Annotated in this window: 27 protein-coding genes, 1 rRNA gene, 1 pseudogene and 2 riboswitches; of the genes and pseudogenes, 2 read left to right on the top strand and 27 right to left on the bottom strand. The window is 40.6% G+C overall.

Annotation, left to right across the window (positions count from 1 at the left end; genetic code table 11):
* Positions 1–216 precede the first annotated feature (216 nt).
* Positions 217–1766: ribosomal RNA gene (locus CEF14_RS16510) — 16S ribosomal RNA — on the bottom strand.
* Between the two features lie 388 nt (positions 1767–2154).
* Complete coding sequence (locus CEF14_RS16505; RefSeq protein ID WP_102693835.1) at positions 2155–3489, bottom strand: NCS2 family permease; 1335 nt, start codon at positions 3487–3489, stop codon at positions 2155–2157.
* A 129-nt stretch (positions 3490–3618) separates the two neighbouring features.
* Positions 3619–3720: riboswitch (purine riboswitch) on the bottom strand.
* Between the two features lie 186 nt (positions 3721–3906).
* Here CEF14_RS16505 and CEF14_RS16500 point away from each other — a divergent pair.
* Positions 3907–4533: a pentapeptide repeat-containing protein gene (locus tag CEF14_RS16500; protein WP_102693834.1), complete on the top strand. Its 627-nt coding sequence runs from the start codon at positions 3907–3909 to the stop codon at positions 4531–4533.
* Positions 4534–4732: 199 nt separating this feature from the next.
* Here the strand turns inward: CEF14_RS16500 and CEF14_RS16495 are convergent, their stop codons facing one another.
* The 23 genes and pseudogenes from CEF14_RS16495 to CEF14_RS19415 form a co-directional block, all read right to left on the bottom strand.
* Entirely contained in the window at positions 4733–4969 is a 237-nt protein-coding gene (locus CEF14_RS16495) for a hypothetical protein (protein WP_102693833.1), read from the bottom strand.
* A 189-nt stretch (positions 4970–5158) separates the two neighbouring features.
* Positions 5159–5257: pseudogene (locus CEF14_RS16490) on the bottom strand (GMP synthase (glutamine-hydrolyzing)); the annotation flags it as partial.
* A gap of 149 nt (positions 5258–5406) precedes the next feature.
* Entirely contained in the window at positions 5407–5730 is a 324-nt protein-coding gene (locus tag CEF14_RS16485) for a hypothetical protein (protein ID WP_102693832.1), read from the bottom strand.
* A gap of 308 nt (positions 5731–6038) precedes the next feature.
* On the bottom strand, positions 6039–6608 hold the full coding sequence (locus tag CEF14_RS16480; RefSeq protein ID WP_102693831.1) for a recombinase family protein: 570 nt from the start codon (positions 6606–6608) through the stop codon (positions 6039–6041).
* A gap of 478 nt (positions 6609–7086) precedes the next feature.
* Positions 7087–7518: a phBC6A51 family helix-turn-helix protein gene (locus CEF14_RS16475; protein ID WP_102693830.1), complete on the bottom strand. Its 432-nt coding sequence runs from the start codon at positions 7516–7518 to the stop codon at positions 7087–7089.
* Positions 7518–8072 carry a hypothetical protein gene (locus tag CEF14_RS16470; protein WP_102693829.1) on the bottom strand — a complete coding sequence of 185 codons (555 nt, stop codon included), beginning with the start codon at positions 8070–8072 and terminating at the stop codon, positions 7518–7520. The genes CEF14_RS16475 and CEF14_RS16470 overlap by 1 nt, the downstream gene beginning before the upstream one ends.
* A 1-nt stretch (position 8073) precedes the next feature.
* Entirely contained in the window at positions 8074–8238 is a 165-nt protein-coding gene (locus CEF14_RS19110; protein WP_170061536.1) for a hypothetical protein, read from the bottom strand.
* Complete coding sequence (locus CEF14_RS16465) at positions 8238–10055, bottom strand: hypothetical protein (RefSeq protein WP_102693828.1); 1818 nt, start codon at positions 10053–10055, stop codon at positions 8238–8240. Before CEF14_RS16465 ends, CEF14_RS19110 begins: the two co-directional genes overlap by 1 nt.
* Positions 10056–10059: 4 nt before the next feature.
* Complete coding sequence (locus tag CEF14_RS16460) at positions 10060–10383, bottom strand: hypothetical protein (protein WP_102693827.1); 324 nt, start codon at positions 10381–10383, stop codon at positions 10060–10062.
* Between the two features lie 60 nt (positions 10384–10443).
* Entirely contained in the window at positions 10444–10800 is a 357-nt protein-coding gene (locus CEF14_RS16455; RefSeq protein ID WP_102693826.1) for a hypothetical protein, read from the bottom strand.
* A gap of 47 nt (positions 10801–10847) precedes the next feature.
* On the bottom strand, positions 10848–11594 hold the full coding sequence (locus tag CEF14_RS16450) for a hypothetical protein (protein WP_102693825.1): 747 nt from the start codon (positions 11592–11594) through the stop codon (positions 10848–10850).
* A 126-nt stretch (positions 11595–11720) separates the two neighbouring features.
* On the bottom strand, positions 11721–12065 hold the full coding sequence (locus CEF14_RS19500; protein WP_407690478.1) for a cysteine-rich VLP protein: 345 nt from the start codon (positions 12063–12065) through the stop codon (positions 11721–11723).
* A gap of 134 nt (positions 12066–12199) precedes the next feature.
* Positions 12200–12523 carry a hypothetical protein gene (locus tag CEF14_RS16440; protein WP_102693823.1) on the bottom strand — a complete coding sequence of 108 codons (324 nt, stop codon included), beginning with the start codon at positions 12521–12523 and terminating at the stop codon, positions 12200–12202.
* A 62-nt stretch (positions 12524–12585) separates the two neighbouring features.
* Positions 12586–12840, bottom strand: coding sequence for a helix-turn-helix domain-containing protein (locus CEF14_RS16435; RefSeq protein ID WP_102693822.1), 255 nt, complete (start codon positions 12838–12840; stop codon positions 12586–12588).
* Between the two features lie 115 nt (positions 12841–12955).
* Entirely contained in the window at positions 12956–13954 is a 999-nt protein-coding gene (locus tag CEF14_RS16430) for a hypothetical protein (protein WP_102693821.1), read from the bottom strand.
* A gap of 83 nt (positions 13955–14037) precedes the next feature.
* Positions 14038–15471, bottom strand: a complete 1434-nt coding sequence (locus CEF14_RS16425; RefSeq protein WP_102693820.1) for a TOTE conflict system archaeo-eukaryotic primase domain-containing protein — start codon at positions 15469–15471, stop codon at positions 14038–14040.
* 163 nt (positions 15472–15634) lie between these two features.
* Positions 15635–15826, bottom strand: coding sequence for a hypothetical protein (locus CEF14_RS16420; RefSeq protein WP_102693819.1), 192 nt, complete (start codon positions 15824–15826; stop codon positions 15635–15637).
* A gap of 674 nt (positions 15827–16500) precedes the next feature.
* Complete coding sequence (locus CEF14_RS16415) at positions 16501–17016, bottom strand: hypothetical protein (RefSeq protein WP_102693818.1); 516 nt, start codon at positions 17014–17016, stop codon at positions 16501–16503.
* Positions 17017–17031: 15 nt separating this feature from the next.
* Entirely contained in the window at positions 17032–17634 is a 603-nt protein-coding gene (locus CEF14_RS16410; protein WP_102693817.1) for a replication-relaxation family protein, read from the bottom strand.
* A complete protein-coding gene (locus CEF14_RS16405) occupies positions 17573–18865 on the bottom strand; it encodes an FtsK/SpoIIIE domain-containing protein (RefSeq protein ID WP_102693816.1) in 1293 nt (430 codons plus the stop codon). Before CEF14_RS16405 ends, CEF14_RS16410 begins: the two co-directional genes overlap by 62 nt.
* 170 nt (positions 18866–19035) lie before the next feature.
* Positions 19036–19308 carry a hypothetical protein gene (locus CEF14_RS16400; protein WP_102693815.1) on the bottom strand — a complete coding sequence of 91 codons (273 nt, stop codon included), beginning with the start codon at positions 19306–19308 and terminating at the stop codon, positions 19036–19038.
* 20 nt (positions 19309–19328) lie between these two features.
* Positions 19329–19511: a hypothetical protein gene (locus CEF14_RS16395; RefSeq protein ID WP_102693814.1), complete on the bottom strand. Its 183-nt coding sequence runs from the start codon at positions 19509–19511 to the stop codon at positions 19329–19331.
* Positions 19512–19522: 11 nt separating this feature from the next.
* A complete protein-coding gene (locus CEF14_RS19415; protein ID WP_281256527.1) occupies positions 19523–19645 on the bottom strand; it encodes a hypothetical protein in 123 nt (40 codons plus the stop codon).
* A gap of 137 nt (positions 19646–19782) precedes the next feature.
* On the opposite strand from CEF14_RS19415, the gene CEF14_RS16390 reads away from it, so the two are divergent.
* Positions 19783–20007 carry a helix-turn-helix domain-containing protein gene (locus CEF14_RS16390; RefSeq protein ID WP_102693813.1) on the top strand — a complete coding sequence of 75 codons (225 nt, stop codon included), beginning with the start codon at positions 19783–19785 and terminating at the stop codon, positions 20005–20007.
* Between the two features lie 689 nt (positions 20008–20696).
* On the opposite strand, the gene CEF14_RS16385 is transcribed toward CEF14_RS16390, so the two are convergent.
* Positions 20697–21626, bottom strand: coding sequence for a tyrosine-type recombinase/integrase (locus CEF14_RS16385; RefSeq protein WP_102693812.1), 930 nt, complete (start codon positions 21624–21626; stop codon positions 20697–20699).
* Positions 21627–21786: 160 nt separating this feature from the next.
* On the bottom strand, positions 21787–23340 hold the full coding sequence (gene guaA / locus CEF14_RS16380) for a glutamine-hydrolyzing GMP synthase (protein WP_102693811.1): 1554 nt from the start codon (positions 23338–23340) through the stop codon (positions 21787–21789).
* Between the two features lie 133 nt (positions 23341–23473).
* Positions 23474–23575: riboswitch (purine riboswitch) on the bottom strand.
* Positions 23576–23602 lie beyond the last annotated feature (27 nt).

Below are 23602 nucleotides of genomic sequence, written 5' to 3'. Positions count from 1 at the left end.
TAGTACTACTCGTGTCTTGAAACCTTTTACAACTTTCAAGTTATTAAGCCTAAAAAATTTAAAACTTAATATAAAAAAATGTGTTACTTAAGAATTTCTTCAATGTCGTTTTATCCAGTTTTCAAAGAACAAGTTTTGAAAGCGATGAGCCTTCAAAACTGAACAGCAACCGTTAATCTTACAGACCCAAGGTCTGTATTCCGAAATATTCCTTAGAAAGGAGGTGATCCAGCCGCACCTTCCGATACGGCTACCTTGTTACGACTTCACCCCAATCATCTATCCCACCTTCGGCGGCTGGCTCCAAAAGGTTACCTCACCGACTTCGGGTGTTACAAACTCTCGTGGTGTGACGGGCGGTGTGTACAAGGCCCGGGAACGTATTCACCGCGGCATGCTGATCCGCGATTACTAGCGATTCCGGCTTCATGTAGGCGAGTTGCAGCCTACAATCCGAACTGAGAACGGTTTTATGAGATTAGCGTGCTCTCGCGAGTTAGCGACTCTTTGTACCGTCCATTGTAGCACGTGTGTAGCCCAGGTCATAAGGGGCATGATGATTTGACGTCATCCCCACCTTCCTCCGGTTTGTCACCGGCAGTCACCTTAGAGTGCCCAACTAAATGATGGCAACTAAGATTAAGGGTTGCGCTCGTTGCGGGACTTAACCCAACATCTCACGACACGAGCTGACGACAACCATGCACCACCTGTCACCAATGTCCCCGAAGGGAAAACTCTATCTCTAGAGTGGTCACTGGGATGTCAAGACCTGGTAAGGTTCTTCGCGTTGCTTCGAATTAAACCACATGCTCCACCGCTTGTGCGGGCCCCCGTCAATTCCTTTGAGTTTCAACCTTGCGGTCGTACTCCCCAGGCGGAGTGCTTAATGCGTTAGCTGCAGCACTAAGGGGCGGAAACCCCCTAACACTTAGCACTCATCGTTTACGGCATGGACTACCAGGGTATCTAATCCTGTTTGCTCCCCATGCTTTCGCGCCTCAGCGTCAGTTGCAGACCAGAAAGTCGCCTTCGCCACTGGTGTTCCTCCAAATCTCTACGCATTTCACCGCTACACTTGGAATTCCACTTTCCTCTTCTGCACTCAAGTCTCCCAGTTTCCAATGACCCTCCACGGTTAAGCCGTGGGCTTTCACATCAGACTTAAGAAACCGCCTGCGCGCGCTTTACGCCCAATAAATCCGGACAACGCTTGCCACCTACGTATTACCGCGGCTGCTGGCACGTAGTTAGCCGTGGCTTTCTAATAAGGTACCGTCAAGGTACGTTCATTTCCTAACGTACTTGTTCTTCCCTTACAACAGAGTTTTACGATCCGAAAACCTTCATCACTCACGCGGCGTTGCTCCATCAGACTTTCGTCCATTGTGGAAGATTCCCTACTGCTGCCTCCCGTAGGAGTTTGGGCCGTGTCTCAGTCCCAATGTGGCCGATCACCCTCTCAGGTCGGCTATGCATCGTCGCCTTGGTAGGCCGTTACCCCACCAACTAGCTAATGCACCGCGGGCCCATCCTGTAGTGACGCCCGAAAGCGCCTTTCAACATTTCACCATGAGGTGAAATGGATTATCCGGTATTAGCTCCGGTTTCCCGAAGTTATCCCAGTCTACAGGGCAGGTTGCCCACGTGTTACTCACCCGTCCGCCGCTAAATCAGAGGAGCAAGCTCCTCGTCATTCGCTCGACTTGCATGTATTAGGCACGCCGCCAGCGTTCGTCCTGAGCCAGGATCAAACTCTCCATAAAAAGTAAAGTTTGAAAGCTCATTTGCTTTGCTAGCGTTATCTATTGATAACATTTTGTCCTTGTCACTAACAGAAGTTAGCGATCAAAGTTTATTGATTAACGTTTGCTTGTTCAGTTTTCAAGGTTCATATCAAGTCGTTATCTTAACGACTTTTATATCTTATCACTTCTGTTTTATAAAGTCAAGAACTTTTTTATCAGAAGTTTTAAGTCTTATTTCACTTTTGTTTCTCTAACGAGTCAACGTTGATAACTATACTCCTCTATTAACTAGTTGTCAATGTTTTTATATAAAATTTTTATACTTTAATAAAATCTTAAATTCCCTTCTATTATAAGAACAAAAAAGCAGCTTTCCTAAAAGGAAAGCTGCTTAACCATCTTAAAACTATCTCACCCAAATGAAGTAAGCAAGGAATACGAAGAATAAAACATACATTAATGGATGAACTTCTTTTTTGCGTCCTGCAAGCAACATTGTAATTGGATAGAAGATAAATCCAACCGCAATACCAGAAGCAATACTGTAACCCATCGGCATCATGAACATTGTCATAAATGCTGGAACTGCAATTTCGAATTTATCCCATTCAATTAATCGTAAAGATGATGCCATCATTACCCCTACAATAACAAGTGCTGGAGTTGTTACAGCTGTTGTTACGACACTTAATAATGGTGAGAAGAATAGTGCTAGTAAGAATAGCACACCAATTACAACTGCGGCAAAACCAGAACGTGCACCTGCACCAACACCTGCTGTAGATTCTACATAAGCAGTAGTAGTTGAAGTACCAAAGATAGAACCTACTGTAGTGCCTAACGCATCTGCTAATAAAGCTTTACCCGCACGTGGTAATTTGTTATCTTTTACTAATCCTGCTTGGTTTGCTACAGCCATTAAAGTACCTGCTGTATCAAAGAAATCTACAAATAAGAATGTTAATACAACTACTAAGAATTTCACATTAAATAATGAAGACGGATCATGAATAATTGGCTGTAATGCAACCCCAAAAGTTGGAGATACACTTGGGATTGATGAAACAACTGCTTTTGGCACTTCTACTAAACCGAAAATCATACCGATTATAGCTGTGATAATCATTCCGTAGAATATACCAGCTTTTACTTTACGTGCTAATAAAATAACTGTAATGAAAATACCTGCAATTGCTAATAAAACATTACCATCCGTAAAATCCCCAAGAGTAACGAATGTACTTTTGCTCGCTACAACGATACCTGCATTTTTTAAACCAACAAATGTTATAAATAAACCAATACCTGCAGAAACAGCATATTTAAGTTGAACAGGAATAGCATTAATAATTGTTTCACGAACACCTGTTAATGAAAGAATAATAAAGATTACACCTGAGAAGAATACGCCAGTTAAACCTGTTTGCCATGGAATATGGTAAGTTAATATAACTGTGTATGCAAAGAATGCGTTAAGCCCCATACCTGGTGCTAAACCAATTGGATATCTAGCAACAAATCCCATAATAAATGAACCAACTGCTGCTGCTAAAGCTGTTGCGACAAAAACTGAACCGTGATCCATACGCATTGCAGCAGGTAAATCTTTTACATCTGCTAACGTTAAAATAAGTGGATTTAACGCTAAAATATATGCCATTGCTAAGAATGTTGTGACGCCACCAATTATCTCTCGGCGGTAATTGGTGCCAAGTTCTTCAAATTGGAAATATTTTTTCATGATTACATTAATCCTCCGTATGCCGTCTTATACGTCTGTGAGAATAAAAAAGACAATCAACTTCTTTTAAGTCGACTGCCTACGATTCTTTACAATCATTTTTTCAAATTTGCAAAGATTAAAAGAAGGTATGACCTTCTCATAAATCGTAGTCAAGTCATTTACGGTAACTCGGTAGAAACTCTCGGGCCATATTCCCGACATTATACGACGACGTTATTTAATTTACTCTGATAATATAGCATGCTTCTATTATCATTTCAATACTTTTTCCGAACGTTTCTTTATTTTCTTTAACAATAGTTCGTGTATAAACCTATCATTAACGTAACTGTCTTAAGCTACCAATAATATTTTACTTTTCTCAGCAATATGTGACACTATACTTACTAGATAACAATTAGCGAGGTGATTTTAATGCACAAAATTATAGAACCATCAACAAACTATCATCAAACCATACAGAATGATTTTATTATGCTCGAAGAAATCGAAGATAATACATACTTAATCGATTGTGAAATTGATTGTCGATTTGGAAGAAAACAATTACAGGAAGTACAGTTTGACAATTGTCGATTCTTAACAAACGATTTTACTCAAATGGAATTCTTAGATATCATTTTCATGAAATGTGATCTATCTAACTTCGATTTTAACAAATCAATATTTTATCGTTGTCAGTTTCACTCATGTAAATTAATAGGTTCACAATTTATCGGTAGCAAATTCAAAAATATTTTATGGCAGGATTGTTTGATGAATTATTCTATTTTCTCCGAAAGTAAGATGAACCTAGTATCCTTTGAAGAAAATCAATTAGGCGATACATACTTTCAAGATGTTCATTTTGATAAAGTAAATTTTTTAAAATGTAATTTACAATTAGCAGATTTTACAGATAGCAAATTAAATAATCTCGATTTTTCAACTTGTGATTTTATCGATATAAAATTATCACCTAACTTAGCAAAGGGATTATCCATTCGCTTTGATCAAGCAGCTGCAATTGCAATGATGCTTGGTGTTACGATTAAAAACTAGAAAAAGGGGCTGGGACAGAACAAAATTAGTCCCTCCCAAGGCCGAATAATTGAACTTAATAGAATCAATTTCATAAAGTATCTTTCTTTGAGAAAATCCGAACAAATGTGAAATTTTAAATAGAATTTCACATTATAGTTCGGATTTTTCATTAGCTAAAATACTTTTTTCCCAAACTCTTTTTAATGATTATTTTCCACTAGGATAAAAACACACCCATTGTAAAAACAACCGTAATTAACCCTAAAACGAAAATAATCATACGTTTTAGTAGCGTTGAAGAAAGTACATAAACAAAATCTACGATTAATTCAAATATACTCGATGAAGTTCCAACATATAAATTATCTATATCCTTTTTCTTTCCAAATACACCAAAGAACATCAAAGCAAAGCCCATAATTGCAAATATGGCTAATAATACTTTTAACCCCATTTTACTAACTCCTAGAATAATTAACTTATTAATAAACCATCGACAATCAATTTGGTTTTCTATTCAATAGCCACTTTTCTTAAAAACAAAAACGCCCTCTCATCTACAAAATGGTGTAAATAAGAGAGCGTATTTAAAAATAGTCTGTATGCTTCTACTTAGAAATATTTACTTTAAACATTACAAACCCTATTCCCACTCAATAGTAGCTGGTGGCTTAGAAGTAATATCATACAGTACGCGGTTAACGTGGTCTACTTCGTTTACGATACGTACAGAGAACCGTTGATACTACGCTGATATGACGTTGATTCCTACGCTACTGAGCGGATTTATCATAAAATATGCATTTCAATTATATTCGAAATTTTTGTAAATCAATTGTAGCACGCAAAGTGGCGTTTTACAACAAATCACCTTTCAATAATTGCTATGTATTATTTTAATAAATCGATAATCTCCTGCGACATATTCATAACCTCTTTTAACTTTCGTTTTGCTTCTTCTACATTAACATCGGTATAATATATCTCTTTCGCCTTTTCGCAAGCTAACTTTATGTCTTTTCTTCCGCTCTGTTTTTCTAGCAAATCACCTACATAAGCCATAACTTTTATTTCCTTTTCATTAAAACAACGTTTTCCGTTTAATCTAGCATAACCTGGCACCACTTCCTCCATCACCTTTGCTCGATCATTAAGAGTACTTGGTGCGATTCCGAGTCTATCCGAAGTATCTTTTAGTGTATATGTTTCCATCACCGTATACTCACCGCCTTTCGAACGCTATTATACCTGCAACAAATCACCTTTAAAATAGGCTTTTTAGTCGATGACAGGCGTGTTATAATTTTACAGAAATGAAAATATAGCTGACGAAATTATGACGAAAAGACAGCGATACATATAATAGAAGAAACTCCGAGATTATCCATTCTATCGACCGGCAATACATACTGCAGACTGAATTAACCTTCGAGATTTTAAAATATTATTCGCAAGCATTGAACCTCTGACGAGACGGTATCGGGCGGCGTGCTTGGGGAAAATTAAAAGACAACCGCCGTTACCTAGCGATTGCCTTCTGCTTTGCGTCTTGCGCTTTCTCTTTTAAGTGTTGCGATTGAAATTCCTGTTATGTCAGCGACTTGCGAGAAGCTATGCGTTTCTTTTAGTTCCATCGCATGATCGAGTTGCTTGCGTCCATACTTCGGCTTACGTCCATCTTTGTAACCTTCGCGTTGTCTCGCAGCTTCTCGTCCTGCTTGCGTTCGCTCAACGATCATATCCCTCTCGAACTCAGCAAAGCCCGCTAGCATAGTCAACATTAATCGCCCCATTGGAGTGTTCTCTACTATCCCCATATTGATGATATGTACCCGTACTCCTTCGTCATATAGTCGCTTGATAATCGTTATAGCGTCACTGGCTGAACGGGCAAAGCGGTCTAGCTTCGTAACAACGATCATATCGCCACTAACAACAGCGTCCAATAGCGCTTGAAACTCCGGTCGGTCTTTGCTTGTGCCGGTATAGTGTTCAGCATAAATGACTTCGCAGCCTTCCGCCTTTAGTTGCTTAGTCTGTTCGTCTAGCGATTGATGAAGCGTTGATACCCTCGCATACCCGTATTTAGTCATGACACTGTCTCCTTTTCGTGATACCGATATATGATACCGTTCGATACCTTAATACTATCACGTTGGCCTATCGGTGTCAAATACTTTAATATATGATACCGCTATATGAATTGAGCCTTGATGTTTTCGAGCGTGTCCATCCGCCAGGCGCGTCGAGTAGGTGAAATGAGCGCCAAGCCTTCGGATTTGCCTATTTTCGGAAATTATCGGAATGCTCCGGACGTCGGAACATTTGCAAAGCGTGACACGACGCCGTCTTGTTTGATTCGAAATAGAACGCCAACTTTAAAACCTTCGTCATTCGCTACGCTCATTCCTAGTCAGTCTTATTCGCTTCATAACGTTACCTACGTTTTACTACGTTATATCTAATATATATAGTTATTATGTATAAAAACGTGCACTTTTCACTAATCCGGAAATAAAAAAAAAGACGGACACAACCGCAATTAAGCGATCATGCCCGTAATAATCCGTTCTATTTCAATGTAGCTCGTAATGCCTCGATATTCGCCGCCACTTCCTCCGGCTTCACTTGTGTTCTTGGCTGCTCGCTATTAATCGTAATGCTTTCCTTAAGCGCGCCAGTCAACTTGTAGTAGAGCTCAATCGCCTTAATCGAGCCATTACCGTTATTGGACGTTCCTTCAACTAATTTCATAAGCTGAGCGTCTACAACTTCACGCTTGCTTAAAAGCATCTGATTCGCCACTAGCGTCTTATATTCGTTGAACGCCGGATTGTCTTTGCGATAGTTATATAGTTGACGCACCGTTACGCCTACTTCTTCCGCAATATCCTCGAATGTCCGCTTGTTTCCTTTCGGCGCAAACTCGTTCTCAACGATTAATAAAACTGCGTGCTGTTCTTGCGTAGATAATAACGCCTTCAATTCCGATTCAGTTCTCATTATTTTACCCCTTTCGCTAATCTTCTGTATTCTTTATTCTCGTCAATAATGGCGCTGTAATCGTACTCAAAGCGCTCATATCCTTGTAAATTCATACGTGCCCTAGCTAATGGTTGCGTTAATAAGTTCGCCAATTTAAGCGGTGTCCAGCCTCGTCTAATATTCTCCGACTTATCGCGTATCAAGCAATGTAAGACTGGCACAAGCAATAAACAATCACCATCAACGTGTTTATAACGCCAATACACTTCTTCGCGTCTTAACGAATCCATCCGACAACCAACCCATATCAAGTCAAGCCAGCGCTCTATTTTCGCCACAATCTCGTCATCCGAGCGCAAGTCCGGAAAGTCGTTCGTCTTAAGCAGTATGTCAGCTACTGCGACAATAAACTCGCTTGCCTCATCTACTACTATGGCAGCTGCATTAACGCAAAGCTCCGGATCGATTGGCGATTGTTCAAGCATACAGTAGCCCCGCTCCTCGTTTACCTTATCAAGGTCGCGAGTGACTTCCGCTAGTCTGCGCTTTATTTTTTGTATATCAATATCCATTTTATCGTTCCCCTTTCGTTAAGCCAGGTATAGTAATCGCACCTTTATGCGCAACGTTTACCTTATTTACTCCAAATGGCGACTCTAGCGAAAGTTCCTCCGGAACAACCGGAAGTTGCAACTTATCTTTCGATGAATATTTTAAATAAATCTTAATTCCGGCCATTATCCGACTACCTTCCTTCTACTGAATATTTCGTTAGCTAGCGCCTTCGCGATACTTTCAATATCACTCTCTTGTCGTACATGGAAGTTAGCGCCCGCAAACGATACTTGAACACCACTCGTAGCATTGCGCTCGGCATTTACTTCATCGCGTGTTTGAATACGTTCCCCTTCGTGTAATCTTGCCACATAACCGTCATAAGGCACGCGGTTAAGACCACCTTTATGTCCGGGTAAATTAAGACCGCCGTAATTCTTCGGTGCATAGTTTGTTAATGAGCCAAGTTGCGGATTCTTTTTCGGCAGCTTTTTAGACGGCGCTACTGGCGTGCCTCCCCAGTCTACTTTCGCGATTACCGGAACATTGACGCCTGGCAACTTGTTAATCATTTTAATCATCTCGTTAATGCCGCCAATTACAGAGTTAACCGACTCCGCTGCAGAACGCTTGATTGCGCCCCATACGTTTTCCCATACGGATTTCGTAGAGTCCCAGTTCTTCGCTAAGTCGATTGCTGCGCCGATTAATATGCCGAGCGGTCCCATTAATATGCGGATAGCTCCTGAGCCCCCGCCGATTGCACGCCAAAATTGCTTAGTTTTCTTCGTTACTGTGTCCCAGTTGCGGACTAATACTACTATAATTCCGATTAAGGCTGCGATTGCAACGACGATAAGTCCGATTGGGTTTGCGAGGAGAGCTGCGTTCAGATTCCATTGTGCAGCGGTAGCGATTAAAGTTCCCGTGCGATACGCTTTCATTAACGTATTAATCGTGCTGATAACCGTCAAGCCTGCCATGATTCCTTTAAATGCAACCACGGCGATACCTACGCCGATTACCGTTTCTTTAATTCCATTAAAGTTGTCGCTTATCCACTTAACACCTTTCGATATTTTATCGAACGCTGTGCTTGCTTTATTTCCGAGGTCAACGAAATCAATAGTCTTAACGTAGTTCGCGAGCTTAGATAATGCCGTACCTAACCCCTCATCAATCTGCTTGGCGACTTTATTAAAGGAGCCTTTGTCTAGTCCGGCTAAAATTCCATCGAAAGCCTTTCCGATTTGCGAATTACCGGAAGTACCCATATTTCGGAAGGTTGATTGTAATTTTTCTTTAATCTGATTCCATTTTGACATTGTAGTGCCGCCCATTTTTTGAACTGTCTTGTCCGTAATTCCGACCTTATCAAGATACTGTTGTATTGATACGAGTTGCTCATCGAAACTAAGGTTTTTAATCGAATTTACAACCTTCTTGGGAACCTCAAATCGTTCTGCCATCGAAACCCCATCGCCCGACGCGAGCTCTTTCATTGCATAAACTGCGCCTTGAAGCCCTTGTTCAGGATCCATTATTGATAGTTTTTCTGCAACTTTCCACGCTTGTTTAAGCGCAGGCAATGATTTCGTAATACCAACGAAAGCCTTCGAGCTGCCCATCATAGTTGACGTATCCATAATCGGCGAATCTTGCGCCATTTTCTGAACCATTTTCGCGTATTTAGCGCTGGCCTTCTTGTCATCGAACATCGCTTCGACTAAGACTTCTTGCTGTTGGTAGCGCATGGCTTCGCCGAGAGTTGCGTCTAGCGTTTTTGCTATTCCGATAGCTCCGCCGATTGCAGTAACTAGACCGCCGACCGCCTTAATCGTTCCATTAAAACTGCTAGCGCCTGACTTCGACGTTCTTTGTAAAGACGAATTAAAGCTGTTGGTAGCTCTTTCTGTTCTTTGAATAGTCCGGTCAATACTTTTCATTTTTGCAGATAAATTATCGACTAGACTTAATTTTGCGACTAGGTTTATACTCAATTGCTCATTCCTCCCTGAATATTTCTCGCTCAAGCCGCTCAGCCTCTGCCGCTGCAGCAAGATGTAATTCTTCGACTTCTGCGAGCTTTAGTTTGTTCTCCTCTTTCGCCGCTGTAAGCGCCGCCCATAGCGCTGCAAGTGTTAGTTCCGCTAATTTAGCGAGTGAACCATTTTCTTTAATAATTGATTGAAGAGCCAATATATCGCGTTCGGCCTTCGCTATCCTTTTCTTGCTTACATTTGCGTTATTGTCATAGATTTTTTTGTATTTGCGCTGTGCTGCGATAATCTTCTTTAGTTGCTGCTGATTGATTTTTTCTTGCGTCATGTTTTCGTCTCTCCTTCGCTTTTTAAGTCAAATAAAAAGAGCCCCGTTAGGAGCTCCGTTTTACAAATCACGTGCTGTTACTGTATAGCGTTCAACCTGTGGCTTATCTGCGGTTGCCAATTCGTTAGCCTTTAGAACATCCGCTTTTAATTCGACGTACTTTTCAGCGTAAAAACTGTCAGCACTCGACCGCGCTTTGTCAAATAACTTAGCTAAGTTTTGAACGTTTGGCGTAAAGTTAGCGTATAATGCTCGGTTCATTTCGATAAGGGCTTTTTGCGCCTTTGCTTCGTCTGTTCCTTGCACATCTAATTCCGCAAGAATTTTGTTGCTATCCTTTTGCGCTTTTACTAAGACTTCCTCATCGCCCGAAATTAATAAATTTCCTTCGCGTTTAAATTGTGTTTGTAATGTCATTTAATCGTCTCCCTTTTCGTTTGTTTTTTATATAGAAAGAGCCGGCACTATTGTGCTGACTCTTGCGTTTCTGCCTCCGCCTCAAAATAAACTTCCGGCTCATTGATATGCTTTATATATTTGCTAGTCATAACGGACTCAATCGCTTTAAATTCGTGACTATACTCTGGGAACAAACGAACACCCTCAGCGTTTTCAAAATACTTAAGACCGTATTTAGCGGACTCTTTCGCAGGTGATGTCGCTTTAACTTCTATTGCTTCGAGCATCTTGCTTAGTTTTTGGCGTGTCTCTGCATCATTTCCGTTAGCTAAGACTGCGCCTGCTAGCGTACTGAATTCTGACTGTAAACGTTCAGCGAAATAAGGATGGTCGTACTTACTTACAAATTCGGCGATTGCTTTCATTGACTTTTCAGCGTTAAGCCCAAGCATAGCGTCGACTTTTAATCGTTCGTATTCTTTTTCAAAGAACGCTACTTTTGTAGTGTCTGTGGGCTTTGCGTTAGGCTCTAATAGCGTTTTATTAGCAAGGTCACGGACTGCTTTTGCCTCCGCTAAATATTCGCCTTTAATTCTAGCGATTTCTGTATATAGGTCTCGTTCATATCCACCCATAATCTCAGCCTGTTTAACCTTCCTACCCTCCGGAGATAACAATGGATCCTTTACGATATCCATAATTGTAGAGCCAACTTCGTCTCGTACTTCAGCTGCCAATTTTACTGTTTGCTTTTTGATTTCATAAGCCTTTTCGATATGTCCTTGAATTTGTTCTGCGATTGTCTTAGTCATTAAAATCTCTCCCTTTAGTTAGTGTTTAGAAAGTCAAAAACAGCAATAATGATAAATACTTTCGCTATTGTATTTACGTCTTAAAATAGACGTGGAAAAGCCGGTAAAATCAACGATTTAGAAAGTCTAATCGTTAACATCTGACCTAAGTTTTGCCATGCCCTCACGCGCTCTTTTTCTTGCTTGATCCGTTTGACAAGACGAACAATATTTCTGTCGATTGCTCCTGCGCTTGTACGGCTTTTTGCAGCGTTCGCAAGTGTGTAGTACTATCTCAGCGCCTTGTTTACCTTGCATATATAAAGATTGAATTTGCCCGTCGCCAGGTAGAACGGAAGTTTCAGCGTAAGTGCAACGTGCAGTCAAATTAAAAAAGAGCGGGCATATGTGGCTCCCACTCTCAAAAGTTTGCAATAAGCATTGACCGTTTGCGTCATAATTAGCGCAATGCTTTTCAATGTATCTTCCCACTCTACTACTCAATACTTATCACCAACGATACTTAAAAAGAAATAACTGTACGCGCAAAGCCCCATCATTACTAGTAGATATAACTCCATTGTCCATTTCCCCTTTGTTTTTTGTATTTTGTATGCTGTATATTGTTACTCCGCAACTTTGGCGGAAGTAATAACCGAATTTGTCTCAAATAAAATATCGCGTGTCATTCTGCTTAACGTGCGATTATCGTCGCTAATATGATTTAGACTGCGAATAAAACCTTCGTGATTCGAGGTTACTTCGATTTGATAGCCGTACCCCTTTTTAATACAGCGGTGCAATGTCTTATACATAGCGTAGGCAGCGCCAGCGTCTTTGAAGTGATAAGAGCCATTTTGTCCTGCGCTATCCTCAACAAATACGTACCATTCGCGAAGTTCCCCAGTTGATTCGATAGTTAAGTTTATTTTGCGTTGTTTATTTTCCATTTTCATTTCCCCTTTTTTGTTTTTTTTGTATATAAAAAGCACCCCGCTAATTCGCGAAATGCTCAATTAATTAAATAATGTTGAATCTTTTCCTCTCTAACCACTTGCTCTCGTTTGATTTCCGCTAATAGTTCCGGCGTTATATTCAGCCTTGCCGATAATCTATCGCGGAGTGTATGTGTTAGAGGTACGTATTGTCGCTCGATCATCGAGATATACGCCTGTGTGACGCCTGCAATGCGAGCCATTTGCTCTTGATTAATGCCGAAATATTTGCGGATTACCGGTAAGTCCTGTGCGCTATAGTACGTTTTCATGACGATCACCTCCGATTATAGTTATTTATAAAAATATAAATTAATGCGTAAATAAAAAGGCACTCAATATATGAGAACCAATCCGTTTTATCTCTTTCCCCACCTTTTAAAAATACTAGAAAGTGTGACTTTTTTTCTTTATTCTTTCAATTCTTTTTCTAATTGTTGGTGCTTTAACCCCTAACTTCTCTGCAATATAAGAATGCTTGATACGTGCTTCCCCTGTCTTGTTGCACGAGTACCCTCTCAAATCACCATTTTCTGCATCTATTTCGATTAATTTAAGGATTGCCGCTACGAAAGCAACTTGCATGCGTGAACAATTCTCCGGTTTGTATTCAATATCATCAAATAAGACACGTAAATAGTTTCGGTCATTTGGAAAGTGCGTTTTTACAAAAAATGCAACTGTATTACCCCTGTTATTAAGGCGTTCAATACGCTTTATACCATTTCTGTCTTTTTCTAAGTCAGTGAATTTATTCGTCCATGTACGATTAATAAATCGAACGATTTCTCTATCACTTCGGCTCGGATCAACGTATTTCAGTGCGTGCTTAAGTGCTTCGACCGTGTTCTCGTCAATCGCAGCAAGCGCTTTGTCGTTCGTTTCTTTTTGCAGTGCTATTTCTTGACGGTAGTCTTCACACAGTTTTAAAAACGGCTCCAGATAAATTGGGTAGACTTCGGCGACAAGCTCGTCCATTTTATCGTAGATAGCATCGAGTAGCTCCGTTGTGATTGTGTATTTGCAAAGAATTCCATCCCATTTGTCGTACTTTACATCAAACCAAATATGAAAGTCGACGTTTACAATAGAAATAAGTCTGTTAAACTCCTTGCTTTTCCAATCATTCTGTTTACCACGGTAGCTAGCCTTTGCTAGTTCTTGCTTTGCGCGGATTGTATATGCGATATAGTCCATATTGGAATTTAAGTTAATATAAATCTGTCCGCCTTTTTTGTGCGGTGAATAATAGCGTCTGCGTGTCGGATTCTCCATAAAAGGTTGCGTTGCTTTCCAAAGTATCTCACTAATGATCCAATCATTTCCATCGACTTGAAACTTCACAATTCCGCTCTGTAAATCCGTTAGTTCATTTGTAGTTTTCATATTTAGCTGTCCCCTTTTCGCTGTTTTTAAGTGCACGTTTTTGAACATAATAACTATATATATTAGGTATAACGTTAGTAGCGCTATGAAGCGTAGACCGGCTTCCAACGGTTAGTAAACTCTGTACGTCCTACTAAACTACGAACCTCTTTAAGTTCAAATAGCGCGGTTGTCACATCGGTAATATTGGCAGCAGGCTTTACATCAACCGAGTTCTCGCCGGCTTGCGGTTTGTCTATTAAAAGGCGATATCGATTCGCTTTATAGATCGGGCGCCCCTTCTGTCGTGACTGCGCTTTGTCAATTTCACCTTTTCGCACGTATTCGATAAAGCCGATTTCAACGAGCTTCTTAATAGCGCTATTTACTGTGGCATGTGCAGCCCCCGTCATTTTGCTTGCGGTAGACATCGTTAAATAGAAGGTTTCGCCGTATCTTTTTGAGGTGACGAGCATTGCGTATGCCATTTGCTTTTGGCGGAATGTGCCGGCGTTAAGTACCGCTAGCATTTCGGACTTATAAATCGTAATTTCTTGGTCATCATTGCCGAGCTTATAGTCGCGGTCAAACGCTAAGTCTACTAAGCGGATAGCTTCACACTCCCACATATCTGCCTCGCTGCCTTCGCTGAAATATTCCGGGGGCGTATGGTAAAGGACTTCCATAATCGTATCGACTGCCTCGTCACGCTCAAAGCCTTGCGAATTAAAGAATGACGCTAGCAGGACTGTCGTTGTATGACGTGTGCCTGATTCAAGCAACTGCCCGGCGTCCAGTATTTTCATTGCTTTAGCGTAGGCATCCGAAGTATTAACCACGTTGACGCTCGTATCTGTCTCACGGACCACGCGCTCAAACTCTGCCTCTTGCTCGTCAGTCAATTCGATAAGCGCATCTAAAATCAAGGCGCTGTCCATCGGCTCAACTTCGTTTAGATAGTCGAATGATTCGATAGGCTCTAGTGTTTCGCGGTCCACAAACCAACAATGGCGCCCTGTTTTCAAATGGATCCCTAGCGGAAGTTTTACCGCTTGTGTCCAGGTAGGACGGAACTCTACTTTTTCAGCCGGTAGTCCTGCCGCATTAATTACTTGCGTATAGAATCGGCGTGCTTCCTCCGCCGATATTTGCATATCAAAGAATAGGTCGACGTGGTAGCCTTTATTGCCGGAAAAGCTAACGTGAATATCATTAGCGCTTATATTGAATTCGTCTTGCAGAACGCGAATAACGTTCAATGTAGCCCAGCGCGCCATTTCCTGATCGTCTGCATAATCAACATCAAACGTGATAAATTTGTTATAGTGATTTCCGTTAAAGATGCCGTAAGTTTTTGAGCCAGCTAGGTGATTCGCAATCATGCCGTCATTTAGTGTCCATATAGTCGAAATCTTATCCCGGTTAAACGTAACGTAGCCCGTTTCAGTCTGCATGATATACTTGCGTCGAGTGCTGATGTAAAGTTCGTTAAGTTTTTCGATTGTTTCGCTGTGTCCATTTTGCTGTAATTTGTTCATGCGTTTCTCCCCTTCGATAAATAGTTTTTTAGTTCTTCCGTTGCTTCAAATACGAACGCGACTCGTCCCTGTTGACTTCGTGATGTTTCAACGTCAATGATCCGGAATCCCTCGCGCATTAGCTTGCGGGCAAAGTTAAGGTTTAAAATGTAGCGTTTCTCCATTATTCGTAATCCTCCACGGCTGGCGCATAGTAACGCTTGCGCTCGTATTTTTCTAAAGTTTCTAGCGCTAGCTCGCTGTACGGAATTACTGCGATACATTCTCCGTTTAAAATCTGCAGCGCTTTAATGCCTGCCTTTCTCAACACCGGCAATAAACCGACCTCAACGAAAATAAAATTGTCTTTGCTCATACGTTTCCTCCTTGACTTCCGCCGAATTAACGACTATGATTGTAGTACAAACATTAAAATCGCCTAAAATATGCAAATGAGCATGAAAAGGCATGATAAAAATACGGCGTTATTGAATGAAATTCCGCCGATAATTAACAAATTCAAAACTATTAAAATATCAAATAAATACTAGACTTAATTCTAGCGTTGAATAAAGCTCTCAGACGCGTTTTAAGGTGTTTCAGCTATAATCTATCTAAATCGTGTGTAAAACGTCTCTGAACGCTAAAATCAAAGGGGAATTTAATTGGGCATTTCTTTTTAGCTCGATTTTGAACTTTCGACGGATTACCGCCTTTAAAAAATTACCCTCCCCTCTATAAGCGTCGACACGTTCCAAATTTTAGGAGAAAAAATGACAATACTACTATGAGTTTGTGACAAACTTGTGAACACGTCAAAAATTTCTTATGGTTTTCGCAAGGATAGTGACAAAACTTTTCCCTATAAAAATGTGCAAGTATTTTTTACATAAAATCCCAATAATAATAATTTGATTTTTCGCAGAAAGCGATAATTGAAGTTAAAAATAGAAGTATAGGACCGAGGAAAATATAGTCCTACGTTATATATCGGCGAGTGTTTAGAACGTTTAACACTTTCGCGGATATTTTTTCTATTTTTATGAAAATTTATACTGCCTCGCCAACCTTGCGCAATATCTCTAAGAATAGCGGAGATACTTGTATTAAAACGTAGCCAAGACCGGCATTCATTATCATGCTCCACGCCTTCTCGCTATTACCAAACATGAAGAAGAAGCACGCGCCTACCATGATAACGCTAGCAACCGGAAAGCTAATCGCTACTAAAATATCAATAATCGGATCGAGTATCGTTGCCAACAGATCCAACGACGCATTTGCAACTACGCCCGTCGGATCTCCTATCGAATTGGCCGCTGTTACCACTGCATGCGTCGGCATCGGAGCACTAACCGGCATTATTGGAGCGCTAGCACTGGCCGCCATTACATGATGTGTACTATCCGCTAATAACCGGTGAGCTAATAACCCAACGCTCGCCACAGTGGGCACACACATAGCAACCGCTAATTGTTTTTTGGTTGCATATTGCTCCACTTCGCTAAAATCCGTCCATTCGCTCTCCGGTACTACTTCTACTTTGCTTCTCTTTTTAAATAACATTACATCTTCCTTTCGTTATATGATTTCGTCATACGTAAACACTTTAACTTTCGGTAGTCCTTTGCATAATTCAGCGAGCTTCTTGCGCCTTAATTCGGTAGTCGTCAGCCATATGATTCGCGGAAAGTAAAACAACTTCTGCTCTAGTAGTCCGTTTCTATGCAGTTCTTCAAACCTTCGAACTTTGCTCGCGTTTTCTTTCATCGTCTGCAACCGATCAACCTCTAAAAAGTTGAGCAAATTATTCTTAGTAAACATAGCGTCAACGATAACAGACGTATGGCCGTCTGATACCTTGATTTCGTTTTGCCAATCGCTAGGATAGCCAAAGAAGATATAAAACTCATTCCGCATAATAGCATGCTGAACATGACCGCCCTTCTTTCGGATTTTCTCGCAATCTACATACTCACGCCCTAACTTGCTTAGATAATAAATGGACTGATAGCCTTCGCGGATATTCTTAAGAAATGGCGCTAAGTTTTGAAGCACTCGATTGGTATTGCGCTTTGTGCCAAGCTGGAAAGTTCGGTTAAGTTGATCGCGAGTCAGAAAGTCAAACTCTTTCAAATGTAACAGTATTTGTTCGTCGCGCTGGCTCAACTTTTTTAATCGCAACCTTCTGTGCCTCCTTATGCGGAGTAATAGTTTCGTTAATAATTTCCGAGCTAATAAGTGGTGTCTGCAATATTTCCCGCCTATCTGCCGTCTGATAGATAGCGCGCCCCTTAATCATTGGTAATAGCTCGGCGCCTGTTTCATCTAATACGACACGCGAAGCCGTTGCCGATTGTACTCGGAATGATAGCTTAGCATCGCTATTCTGCTTGCATTGACGCGGAATAACGTCGCCAGTCGGATATTGTGTCGCTAATATCTGCCTAAAGCCTAGCCCTGCGCCAAGCCTAGCAATCTGCGACATTAGCGTTTGGCATTCTTGCTTAAGTAGTTTTTCTTCGCGTGTAACGGCTTCAAGCGGATTTAACTCACCAACCTCATCAATAATGATAAAATAACGCTCCTTAATTCCGCCTTCTTGCACATTCTTTTTACCTTTCGCCCTTAATTGGCGCTGTATTTCTCGCATTTTTTCATAAGCCGTTTGTAGTGTTGCGAGTGCTTCTTCCGGTTCATACGCAATAGACTGCGTTTGCGACAAATTGTCGTAATCACAAAGCTCAACGCCGCCCTTTAAATCAATTAAGAATAAATTGACGTGATCCGGCTCGCTCTGTATTAAACTCGTAATCATGGCGTTTATAAAGTTTGATTTTCCGTATCGAGTAGCGCCACCTAAGACCATATGCGGTATTTGTTCAAAATCGTGGTATTTAAAAGCGTTCTTGTCGCGAGTTATGCCGACTGGTACTCGCCAACCTTCTCCGGCTTGAAACGCCACTTCTTTCGGCATCGGCTCATTGTAGACGCGTATTATTAAGAGCCCGTCAAAAGCTAGCTCGATTTCCTTTCTTTCCGCGAGTTTGTTATTCCATAGCGTTTTAAGGCTTTCGATAATACTGCCATCAAGCTGTAGCTCCTTTAAATCGTTAAGCGTGATGCGTTGACGGCGATTATTCAAGCCATCTTCAAGCACATTCATTTTCGCCTGGTAATCGTCAAAGCTCCGTCCTAGCGGAATCCTATATTTATACTCCCATCCCCATTCGTAATGCTTTTTACGGATAAGCTGTGTTGTTAGCGTGTCTTTGCCGTCTTTCACATTAAGACCGCTTAGCGATATGATTCGTTGTATCTTCCCGCTATCGTTTTGTGCTAGACCATTCTTTTTCGCAAATGCTTTTAATGCTATTCCGCCCATCAATCCAGTTGTTATAATTTCAAAAAGCAAGCGGGCACTCCTTTCGTTTCTTATTGCGCCACGGGTTCTCTTATTACATAAGAGTTGCAGCGATTGAGAAGTCTAAAAACAGCTTCAATGCGTTGATATAAAGGCTTCTTCAACCTTCCCGTTTTATATGGTCGGGTGGACATCAATCGGGCAGTCCATCAGGTAGTCTTTTATACGTAGTCGATTGACGTTGAATTAGCGATAAATGTATTTAGAAGTTCACTAGCTGCGATATAGCGCCCATCAAATAGATGCGCAACTGCTGGCGTTGCTTCGATCTCTAACGTCGGAATACGTAATACGAATTGTTCAATTTCTCCTTCGTGCTCAAAGCGTGAAACTTCAATTTCTCCGTCAATCGCGATTGTGCGTTCAGTTGTAAAAATAGTTACTCCGTCAAGGTCAATGTGGTTTACTGCTTTTGCTTCTGAGAATAAGTTCATTTATAATTCCTCCCTTTTTATTAAGCTACAAATAACTTCTCGGCTTTTGATACGCTAATTTCTAAACATCCTAAACGAGATTTACGAGAAACATTAGGGCAAAGAGCTGCGAATTGTTCTGGATTCATATTGATTACTTCGCCTGTTTTGATGATGTAGACGTTATACCAACCTACAACTGTTTTTACGTATTTAATCTGCATATTATTGCCTCCTAAATTAGTGTGATTAATGCTACAAAAATCATTGTTAAAATACCGCCATAAAACCAGATACGATCACTTAAACAAGCTGGACCATCAAAGAAATAAGAGTCTAATGCGTTTATTAACTTCATGCTCCCTCCTCAATTACGTTTGTCGTAATCTCTATATACATATCTTAATTCCGTTAGTCGTAATTGTCAACAGTTAAAATTACATTTGACGTAATTATTTTTTGTGAGGTATTATAAAAGTGAAATGAGGTGTTTGTATGAGTCGTGTCATACGCATTAAACTTGCGGAGTTATTAACCGTACATAAAATGGAGCAAAAACAGTTAGCTGAATTAACAGGCGTTACTACCCGAGCAATTAGTGAGCTAGTAAATAACAAGCAAAAACGTATTACACTGGATTCACTTGCGAAGATATCTGACGCATTAGAAATTGATGATATTAGCGAATTAATAGAAATAAAAAAAGACACCGTGGAATGATCTCCGTAGTGTCTTTTAATTTTTATGTATTTTATCTCTTGTTTTTTCTTTTGAATTTTGGCATTAAGCTGAGGGCTAACCGGTTCAGGCTCGGAGCAAAAGTTTGTCTGCCTAGTCTAGCGGACTCAAAAAATACGAATCTACTAAACAGACAGACAACTGCATTAAGCGTCGGGAAACGGACGAGTATCGTATGCTCTCATTCAGTTGCGAATCTTTCGACTCTGCGTATCTACTGCTCACTTCTGCCCCAGCAGTTCGTATATACCTCGTATACAGATCGTTGCAATACTCGTCAATGCTTATCCGTTATAAAGGAACTCAGCAAATATATAGTCTATGATACGCCCTACGACTGCCGTAACAGTCCAGACCTTCCACTCCGCGCTATCCTAGTTGCGCTTCACTATTCAGCTACAAACGCGAATGAGAAAACGTTTATATGTAACCTAGACTTAATTATTGCGGCGGCTAAGTCATAACCTGACCAGTTTAATTTAACGTCCTGTTAATGGGCGACCAAGACGGAGCATCCTAAAAAAGACAATAGGAAAGCAGACCTTTGCATTTTTACTTTTTTTCAAGTAAAATGAAGGCATATCAGATACTCATATTCTGTTTTCATTAGGTGTGTAAGCAAATTGAGTATTGAAGGATTAGCATTGTGAGTGCTGGTCCTTTTTTTATTTTCAAATACCCATATCGTTCAGCGGACTATGTAGACGCCCTATTTCTAAGATGTCTGATTGCTCTAAACCTCTCAGATACTTAGATGTTATCTGCGTATCAAAATGGCCTAAAAGACGGCTGAGGCTGTATACATCGATTCCATTGCGTAACTGTTTCTGCGCATAGTAATGACGGCAATCGTGCGGAGAGCATCGTATCTCTTTTCTAACGCCAGCATTACGGCAATGCTCTTTTAATATCTTGTTAATGCGTGAGCGTGATAGTTGTACTGCTGACTGATCTAAAAAGTAATAATCCTCAATCTCGTCCGCAGCTTTATGCTTGAATCGCTTCTTTTTCATCTCGTCATACTTGCGCATATACCTCCGCATAGTCTTGCTAATATAAACGAGACGCTCCTTACTGCCTTTTCCGTGTATTAAAATGTGCTTCCTAGCTATATCGTCGTTCTTTATATTGCAAAGCTCACTCACCCTACAACCCGTCTCAAATAAGCAAATAAGAATTAGCTTATCGCGTATGTTTGAATACGTTTCTTCTTTCACGTCGTTTATAATCCGCGTTACCTCATCGTCATTGAACGTGATGATAACCCGCTTATCCTCTTTTAAGTTCTTTATTCGGCGCATTGGATTATCGGATTCGTCGACATACTCTTCCTCGACTACGTAATTAAAAAATACCTTTAGCGTAGCAATACGATTGTTTATCGTGATGTTCTGCTCGGTGCCCGCCTCTTGACGCGACTGTATATAGCGTTTAACGTGTATCGCTTTGACTTCTTCCACTTCATCAACGTCAAATTCACTTTTCATATACTCCTTAAAATCATTCAAGCGCCAAATACATAAATCGATATACGCCTTTTTCCGACTTTGAATCTGCTGATTAAGACGGAAGTCGTCTATTAGTTCAATAATTTTGGACACAAAAAAACTCCCCCTTATCTCCGGAATTCCGAAAATAAGAGAGAGCATATTTATGATTTCAATTGTTGCGGGTGCGAGCGTATAACCTTTCGCTTAGAACGCTCTCAAACGTTGATATGACGCTGATTCCCCGACAAACTGACCGCTAAAAATAGCGAATCTATTCCCACTCAATAGTAGCTGGTGGCTTAGAAGTAATATCATACAGTACGCGGTTAACGTGGTCTACTTCGTTTACGATACGTACAGAGATTTTTTCTAGTACGTCGTATGGGATACGTGCCCAGTCAGAAGTCATACCATCAATTGATGTAACACCGCGGATACCAATTGCGTAATCATAAGTACGTCCATCACCCATAACACCTACTGAACGGATGTCTGGTAGCACGCAGAAGTATTGCCAGATATCTCGATCAAGACCAGCTTTTTTGATTTCCTCACGTAGGATGAAGTCTGCATTACGAACGATTTCTAGTTTATCTTCTGTTACTTCGCCAAGTACGCGGATACCTAGACCAGGACCTGGGAATGGTTGACGCCATACTACTTCTTCAGGAAGACCAAGTTCTAAACCTAGTGCACGCACTTCATCTTTGAATAATGTATTAAGCGGTTCGATTAGTTCGAATTTCATGTCTTCTGGTAGACCGCCAACGTTGTGGTGAGATTTGATTGTTTGTGCAGTTGCTGTACCAGATTCGATGATATCTGTGTAAAGTGTACCTTGAGCTAAGAAGTCCATATCAGTTAGTTTTGTAGACTCTTCGTCAAATACGTAAATGAATTCATTACCAATGATTTTACGTTTTTTCTCAGGATCTGTTACACCTTTTAATTTGTTCATGAAGCGTTCACGAGCATCAATTTTGATTACTTTCATATCGAAATCTTCTGTGAAAGTTTTCATAACTTGTTCAACTTCACCTTTACGGTTTAAGTTGTGATCTACGAACATACAAGTTAATTGGTCACCAATCGCTTTGTGGATTAATACCGCAACAACTGATGAGTCTACGCCACCTGAAAGTGCGCAAAGAACTTTTTTGTCACCAACTTGTTGACGGATTTTTTCCATTTCGATTTCGATGAAGTTCGCCATTGACCAGTCACCTTTACAGCCACAGATATCTAATGCGAAATGACGTAGAAGATCGTTACCGTATACAGAGTGACGTACTTCTGGGTGGAATTGTACAGCGTAGAATTTGCGTTCAGGGTTTGCCATTGAAGCAATTGGGCAAGAAGCGCTTGTTGCAATTGTAGTAAAGCCATCTGGAGTAGCTGTTACAAGGTCACCATGACTCATCCAAACAACTTGCTCTTTTGGTGTATCAGCGAATAATTTGTTTTCTTCAAGTACTTCGATTTCTGCTTTACCATATTCGCGGTGAGATGCAGCTTCTACTTTACCACCGAGAGTATGTGCCATTAATTGCATACCGTAGCAGATACCTAAGATTGGTAAGCCTAGTTCAAAGATTTGTTCATCGATTTTGAATGCATTGTCATCATAAACTGAGTTTGGGCCACCAGAGAAGATAATACCTGTAGCATTCATGTCTTTTAATTCTTGTGCTGTGATTGTATGTGGGTGTAACTCACTGTATACACCGAATTCACGAATACGACGTGTAATTAATTGATTGTATTGACTACCGAAATCAAGAACGATGATTTTTTCTTGATCTTTTAGTTGTGTACTAACTGACAACAGTTCCACCTCTTCTATAATTTATAAATGACTACCACCTTAATATAGTACATCATATGAAAAGAACGCGTTGAAAGTTTCGTTCTTCCTCCGCGTTCAGTTTCTCCAAAAAGCAAATAAACTATGTCCAAAACACAGCTATATAAGCCTTCATAGTCAAACTATTTACGGTAGCTTGGTAGAAACATTCGAACCATATTTCCGAACATATATGAGGGTAGTTCAATTATTTATAATTTTTCTTAATCTTACAGTTTATAAG

Source organism: Rummeliibacillus pycnus (assembly GCF_002884495.1).
Lineage (GTDB): Bacteria > Bacillota > Bacilli > Bacillales_A > Planococcaceae > Rummeliibacillus > Rummeliibacillus pycnus.
The sequence above is the reverse complement of the archived record's forward strand: the minus strand, read 5'-3'. Positions and strand labels throughout refer to the sequence as shown.

Excerpts from the sequence above, each read along its gene's own strand:
- CEF14_RS16505 (WP_102693835.1), bottom strand. The coding sequence starts at position 3,489 with ATGAAAAAATATTTCCAATTTGAAGAACTTGGCACCAATTACCGCCGA.
- CEF14_RS16500 (WP_102693834.1), top strand. The coding sequence starts at position 3,907 with ATGCACAAAATTATAGAACCATCAACAAACTATCATCAAACCATACAG.
- CEF14_RS16495 (WP_102693833.1), bottom strand. The coding sequence starts at position 4,969 with ATGGGGTTAAAAGTATTATTAGCCATATTTGCAATTATGGGCTTTGCT.
- CEF14_RS16480 (WP_102693831.1), bottom strand. The coding sequence starts at position 6,608 with ATGACTAAATACGGGTATGCGAGGGTATCAACGCTTCATCAATCGCTA.
- CEF14_RS16475 (WP_102693830.1), bottom strand. The coding sequence starts at position 7,518 with ATGAGAACTGAATCGGAATTGAAGGCGTTATTATCTACGCAAGAACAG.
- CEF14_RS16470 (WP_102693829.1), bottom strand. The coding sequence starts at position 8,072 with ATGGATATTGATATACAAAAAATAAAGCGCAGACTAGCGGAAGTCACT.
- CEF14_RS19110 (WP_170061536.1), bottom strand. The coding sequence starts at position 8,238 with ATGGCCGGAATTAAGATTTATTTAAAATATTCATCGAAAGATAAGTTG.
- CEF14_RS16460 (WP_102693827.1), bottom strand. The coding sequence starts at position 10,383 with ATGACGCAAGAAAAAATCAATCAGCAGCAACTAAAGAAGATTATCGCA.
- CEF14_RS16455 (WP_102693826.1), bottom strand. The coding sequence starts at position 10,800 with ATGACATTACAAACACAATTTAAACGCGAAGGAAATTTATTAATTTCG.
- CEF14_RS16450 (WP_102693825.1), bottom strand. The coding sequence starts at position 11,594 with ATGACTAAGACAATCGCAGAACAAATTCAAGGACATATCGAAAAGGCT.
- CEF14_RS16440 (WP_102693823.1), bottom strand. The coding sequence starts at position 12,523 with ATGGAAAATAAACAACGCAAAATAAACTTAACTATCGAATCAACTGGG.
- CEF14_RS16435 (WP_102693822.1), bottom strand. The coding sequence starts at position 12,840 with ATGAAAACGTACTATAGCGCACAGGACTTACCGGTAATCCGCAAATAT.
- CEF14_RS16430 (WP_102693821.1), bottom strand. The coding sequence starts at position 13,954 with ATGAAAACTACAAATGAACTAACGGATTTACAGAGCGGAATTGTGAAG.
- CEF14_RS16425 (WP_102693820.1), bottom strand. The coding sequence starts at position 15,471 with ATGAACAAATTACAGCAAAATGGACACAGCGAAACAATCGAAAAACTT.
- CEF14_RS16420 (WP_102693819.1), bottom strand. The coding sequence starts at position 15,826 with ATGAGCAAAGACAATTTTATTTTCGTTGAGGTCGGTTTATTGCCGGTG.
- CEF14_RS16415 (WP_102693818.1), bottom strand. The coding sequence starts at position 17,016 with ATGTTATTTAAAAAGAGAAGCAAAGTAGAAGTAGTACCGGAGAGCGAA.
- CEF14_RS16400 (WP_102693815.1), bottom strand. The coding sequence starts at position 19,308 with ATGAACTTATTCTCAGAAGCAAAAGCAGTAAACCACATTGACCTTGAC.
- CEF14_RS16395 (WP_102693814.1), bottom strand. The coding sequence starts at position 19,511 with ATGCAGATTAAATACGTAAAAACAGTTGTAGGTTGGTATAACGTCTAC.
- CEF14_RS19415 (WP_281256527.1), bottom strand. The coding sequence starts at position 19,645 with ATGAAGTTAATAAACGCATTAGACTCTTATTTCTTTGATGGTCCAGCT.
- CEF14_RS16390 (WP_102693813.1), top strand. The coding sequence starts at position 19,783 with ATGAGTCGTGTCATACGCATTAAACTTGCGGAGTTATTAACCGTACAT.